Below are 4,273 nucleotides of genomic sequence, written 5' to 3'. Positions count from 1 at the left end.
GCCGCCGGAGTCGATGCCGAGCACCCATCGGGCCGTATCGCTGGTCATGGCGGCTATCCGTTCGTCGGCAGCGTCCAGTCCACCGGGTCCGCGCCCTGCTTCTGCAGCAGCTCGTTGGCCCGGCTGAAGGGGCGGGAGCCGAAGAAGCCGCGGTCGGCGGACATGGGGGAGGGGTGGGCGGACTCGATGGCCGGGTACTCGCTGAGCATGGGGCGCAGGTTGCGCGCGTCGCGGCCCCACAGGATCGCCACCAGCGGCCGGCCGCGGGCGGCGAGCGCCCGGATGGCCTGCTCGGTGACCTCCTCCCAGCCCTTGCCGCGGTGGGCGGCGGGCCGCCGGGGCGCGGTGGTGAGCGCCCTGTTGAGCAGCAGCACGCCCTGCGCGGTCCAGGGCGTGAGGTCGCCGTTGGCGGGGCGGGGGTGGCCGAGGTCGCTGTGCAGCTCGCGGAAGATGTTCTCCAGGCTGCCGGGCAGCGGGCGCACGTCGGGGGCGACGGAGAAGCTGAGGCCCACGGCGTGGCCCGGGGTGGGGTACGGGTCCTGGCCGACGACCAGGACGCGCACGTCGTCGAACGGCTGCTGGAAGGCCCGCAGCACGTTCGGCCCCGCGGGCAGGTACGTTCTCCCCGCGGCGATCTCCGCGCGCAGGAAGTCGCCCATGGCGGCGATCTGTTGGGCGACCGGTTCCAGGGCCTTGGCCCAGCCGGCTTCGACGATGTCGGGGAGAGGACGTCCAGCCATGGCCGGTCACTCTACTGGCTCCACGACCCCCCGCCCGCCACGTCTCAGAGGGCCGCCGCCCGTACGCACAGCACGTCCGGCAGGTGCGCGGCGAGCTGCGTCCAGCTCTCCCCCTCGTCGGCGCTGGCGAAGACCTCCCCGTTGCGGTTGCCGAAGTACACCCCCGCCGGGTCGGCGTCGTCGGTGCACAGCGCGTCCCGCAGCACCGTGCCGTAGTGGTCCCCCTGCGGCAGCCCCGACGCCAGCGGCTCCCAGGTCGCCCCCGCGTCCGACGTGCGGTAGACCCGGCAGCGGTTCTCCGCGGGCACCCGGTCGGCGTCGGCGGTGATGGGGAAGAGGTAGGCGGTGCCGCCGCGCGAGGGGTGGGCGGCGACCGCGAAGCCGAAGTCCGAGGGCAGCCCGGCGCCGATGTCGGTCCAGGTGGCCCCGGCGTCGTCGCTGCGGTAGACGCCCCAGTGGTTCTGCAGGTAGAGCCGGTCCGGATCCACGGCGTCCCGCGCGACCTTGTGCACGCACTGGCCGAACTCCGGGTATCTGTCCGGCTGGAAGACCACCTGCACCCCGGCGTTCGACGGGGCCCAGTTCGCCCCGCCGTCCACCGTGCGGTACACCCCGCCGGCGGAGACGGCCACCGTCACGGAGCCGGCCCCCCGCGGGTCGGTGACCACCGTGTGCACCGCGAGCCCGCCGCCGCCCGGCTCCCACTTCTCCCGCGTCGGGTGGTCCCACAGCGACCGCATCAGCTCGAACGTCTCGCCGCCGTCCGCGGACCGGAACAGGCCGCCGGGCTCCGTGCCCGCGTACACCACGCCGGGGGCCTCGGCCCCCGCGGGCTGCAGCTGCCACACCCGCTCCAGCGAAGTGCCGGTGTCCTTCGGGTACTTCACCGGCTGCCGGCGGGGCTCCTCCCACGTCGCACCCAGGTCGTCGGAGTGGAAGACCGACGGGCCCCAGTGCGCGCTGTCGCCCCCGGCGAGCACCCGGGGCGCCGCCCCGCGCGTGTCGATGCCCACCGAGTAGACCGCCTGGGCCCTGAAGTGCGGCCCGTCCAGCTCCCACGTGCCGCCCCGGCGCCGTCCGAGGAACAGCCCCTTGCGCGTTCCGACCGCCAGCACTGCGTCCTGCATCCGGATCCACCTCCGTGCGCTCCGTCGTCGACTGCGACGCCAGTCTGCACCCGGGCACTGACAGTGCCCCCGGACGCGCGGAACCGCAGGTCCTACGCCAGCTTCTCCATGCGGCCGATCTCGCTCAACTGCTGCGCGATCACGCCGGTCGCCAGCTGCTCGACGTACTCGTTGTTGCCCTTGCCGAGCACCTCCTCGGCCATCTTCACCGCGCCCTCGTGGTGGGCGGTCATCAGCTTGAGGAACAGCGCGTCGAACTCCCCGCCGCGCGCCGCCCGCAGCCGGTCGAGGTCCGCCTCGCTCGCCATCCCCGGCATCGCCTCGTGCCCGCCCCCGTGACCGCCACCCCCGCCGCCGGGGTTCTCCTCCAGCCACGCCTCCATCACCGCGATCTCCGGCTGCTGCCCGGCCGCGATCCGGCCGGCGATGGCGCGGACGGCCTTGGAGCCCGCGTGCTTCTCGGCGATGCCGGTCATCACGATCGCCTGCCCGTGGTGTTCGATCATGTCGCGCATGTACGTCGTGTCCGCCGAGTTGGGCCGGTCCTCGCCGCGCGCCTCCTCGACCTCGTCCGCGGGGATCGTGGCCGCCTCCTCGCCCGGCTTCCCCGGCGCGATGACGGACGCCCCGCCGCCGCCCTCGGCGCCGTCGGAGGTCTCGCCCCCGGTGCAGCCGGCCAGCAGCAGCGCTGCGGTGAGCGGAACGACTGAGGCGAGTGCTCGGCGGTGCCGCAAGGTGGCCTCCGTACAGGTGGGTCCGGTGAGGTGCCAGGTACGTCCTAGCACGAGCGTGCGCCGACAGGACCAAAACTTTCCATTACAGCTGTGTTTCCGTCTGTTGTTCTGTACATGCTTGGCGAGATACTTCCTTGATTTCAACTGCCGAGGCGCACCACTGGGAGGGAATCACGTGACGTCATTGCACAGATCACGCACGAGACGCAGAGGTCTGGCCGCGGCCGCGGCCCTGATAGGGCTCGTGGGCTCGCTGCTGACCGCCGGTACGGCGGCGGCTGTCCCCGACCCGGGCGACGGGCCGAACGCCCCCAAGAAGCTCAGCAGCAGTGAACGGTCCCAGGCACAGGACGCCATCGAGCGCGGTGACGTCCCGGGCGTGGACGAGATCGACAAGAGCGACAACATCGAGCACGTCGCGCATCTGGACAAGGGCAGCCTGCAGGGCACCAACTCCGACATCGCCTTCCAGGGCCACTACGCCTTCGCGGGCAACTACGACGGCTTCGTCATCTACGACATAGCCGACCCCGAGAGCCCCGAGGTCGTCAGCGAGGTGCTCTGCCCGGGCTCGCAGAACGACGTGTCGGTCTCCGGGGACCTGCTGTTCCTGTCCACGGACTCGTCGCGCAGCGACAACTCCTGCAACAGCACCACCCAGCCCGCCACGGAGAAGGACTCCTGGGAGGGCATGAAGGTCTTCGACATCAGCGACAAGCGCAACCCCGAGTACGTCGCCGCCGTCGAGACCGCCTGCGGCTCGCACACCCACACGCTGATACCCGAGCGCAGGAACGTTTACCTCTACGTCTCCTCGTACTCGCCCAGCGCCACCTTCCCCGACTGCCAGCCGCCGCATGACGGCATCTCGATCGTCAAGGTGCCGCGGTCCGCGCCGGAGCGCTCGGAGGTCGTCGACTTCCCGGTGCTGTTCCCCGACGGCGGCAACCCGGGGAGCACCGGCAAGTCGGCCACCACCGGCTGCCACGACATCACCGCCTACCCCAAGCTGGGTCTCGCGGCCGGCGCCTGCATGGGCGACGGCATCCTGATGGACATCTCCGACCCGGAAGAGCCGGAAGTCATCGACCAGGTGCGCGACTCCGAGAACTTCGCCTTCTGGCACTCGGCGACGTTCAGCAAGGACGGCAGGAAGGTCGTCTTCACGGACGAGCTGGGCGGCGGCGGCGCCGCGACCTGCAACGAGGAGATAGGTCCCGAGCGCGGTGCCAACGGGATCTACGACCTGAAGAAGCGCGGCAAGCACTACGACCTGGCCTTCCGCAGCTACTACAAGATCCCGCGGCACCAGGCCGACACCGAGAACTGCGTCGCGCACAACGGCTCGCTGGTCCCCGTGGCCGGCGGGCGCGACATCATGGTCCAGGCGTGGTACCAGGGCGGCGTCTCCGTCTGGGACTTCACCGACTCCCGCAGGCCGAAGGAGATCGGCTACTTCGAGCGCGGCCCGCTCTCGGACACCGACCTCGTCGGCGGCGGCTCCTGGTCCGCGTACTACTACAACGGCTACGTCTACTCCAACGACATGGCCAAGGGCTTCGACGTCCTGAAGATCGACGACCGGCGCACCGACAGCGCGCGCTGGGTGCGGCTGCACGAGCTGAACACGCAGACGCAGCCGGACTACCGCTGATCCGCGGGCACCGCGGGC

General features: G+C 71.4%; 4 protein-coding genes. 1 reads left to right on the top strand and 3 read right to left on the bottom strand.

What is annotated here, in order from left to right:
- Positions 1 to 53: 53 nt before the first annotated feature.
- The 3 genes from H5J30_RS19665 to H5J30_RS19655 form a co-directional block, all read right to left on the bottom strand.
- Entirely contained in the window at positions 54 to 740 is a 687-nt protein-coding gene (locus tag H5J30_RS19665; RefSeq protein WP_027746653.1) for a uracil-DNA glycosylase, read from the bottom strand.
- A gap of 44 nt (positions 741 to 784) precedes the next feature.
- Entirely contained in the window at positions 785 to 1,867 is a 1,083-nt protein-coding gene (locus H5J30_RS19660; protein WP_181788723.1) for a WD40/YVTN/BNR-like repeat-containing protein, read from the bottom strand.
- 92 nt (positions 1,868 to 1,959) lie between these two features.
- On the bottom strand, positions 1,960 to 2,601 hold the full coding sequence (locus H5J30_RS19655; RefSeq protein ID WP_181788722.1) for a DUF305 domain-containing protein: 642 nt from the start codon (positions 2,599 to 2,601) through the stop codon (positions 1,960 to 1,962).
- Between the two features lie 175 nt (positions 2,602 to 2,776).
- Here H5J30_RS19655 and H5J30_RS19650 point away from each other — a divergent pair, with 175 nt between their 5' ends.
- Positions 2,777 to 4,255 (top strand): LVIVD repeat-containing protein, encoded by a 1,479-nt coding sequence (locus tag H5J30_RS19650; RefSeq protein ID WP_374100997.1) that lies wholly within the window; start codon positions 2,777 to 2,779, stop codon positions 4,253 to 4,255.
- Positions 4,256 to 4,273: the final 18 nt, after the last annotated feature.

Origin of the sequence: Streptomyces phytophilus, from assembly GCF_013870535.1 — a bacterium.
Classification (GTDB): Bacteria; Actinomycetota; Actinomycetes; order Streptomycetales; family Streptomycetaceae; genus Streptomyces; species Streptomyces phytophilus.
This window is presented reverse-complemented; position numbering and strand designations above follow the sequence as displayed.

What these genes read in the sequence shown, in the direction of transcription:
- H5J30_RS19665 (WP_027746653.1), bottom strand. Translation starts at nt 740, where the DNA reads ATGGCTGGACGTCCTCTCCCCGACATCGTCGAAGCCGGCTGGGCCAAG.
- H5J30_RS19660 (WP_181788723.1), bottom strand. Translation starts at nt 1,867, where the DNA reads ATGCAGGACGCAGTGCTGGCGGTCGGAACGCGCAAGGGGCTGTTCCTC.